The organism is Bradyrhizobium sp. P2_E8 (assembly GCF_056403875.1).
Genome location: NZ_JBFUES010001908.1, coordinates 1 through 548 on the forward strand (window position 1 = coordinate 1; position 548 = coordinate 548).

The 548-nt window shown below is 63.7% G+C and carries 1 protein-coding gene; it reads right to left on the reverse strand.

Features of this window, described 5'->3' with window-relative positions; genetic code table 11:
* Positions 1-112: 112 nt before the first annotated feature.
* Positions 113-548 (reverse strand): zinc finger domain-containing protein (locus tag AC1D00_RS44635; protein ID WP_477015150.1); only part of this gene is annotated, 436 nt, incomplete at its 5' end.

Here is a 548-nt window from a genome sequence, read left to right on the forward strand (position 1 = left end):
AGAATCCCTCCGCGGTGACAGTCTGGATTGCTTCGCTACGCTCGCAATGACGCTCGTGGTGGGCTCGTCATGCTCACACAGACTCACGGCCGTTTGGCCGCGGGCTTAGTCGTCACTTCTGACATTTCCGACACCAGAAGGTCGAACGGCCGTTCTGGTTGAAGCGCTTGACCGTGCCGCCGCAGGCAGGCGTCTTGCAGGTCTCGCCTTCGCGGTCATAGACCTTGAACGAATGCTGGAAGTAGCCGAGCTCGCCTGTGGTCTGGCGATGGTCGCGCAGTGACGAGCCGCCGGCCTTGATGGCGTCGTTCAGCACGGTGTGGATCGCACCGACCAATCTCTTCGCATGGTCTGTCGGCTCGCCCTTCCTGGTCGACAGCGTCGCGGCGATCCGGCGCGGCGACAGATGCGAGCGATGCAAGGCCTCGCAGACATAGATGTTGCCGAGCCCGGCCACCACGCGCTGGTCGAGCAGCGCGGCCTTCAGGCTCGTGGTCTTGCCTTCGCAGGATCGCGCCAGCATCGCGGCATCGAATTCGTTGCCGAGC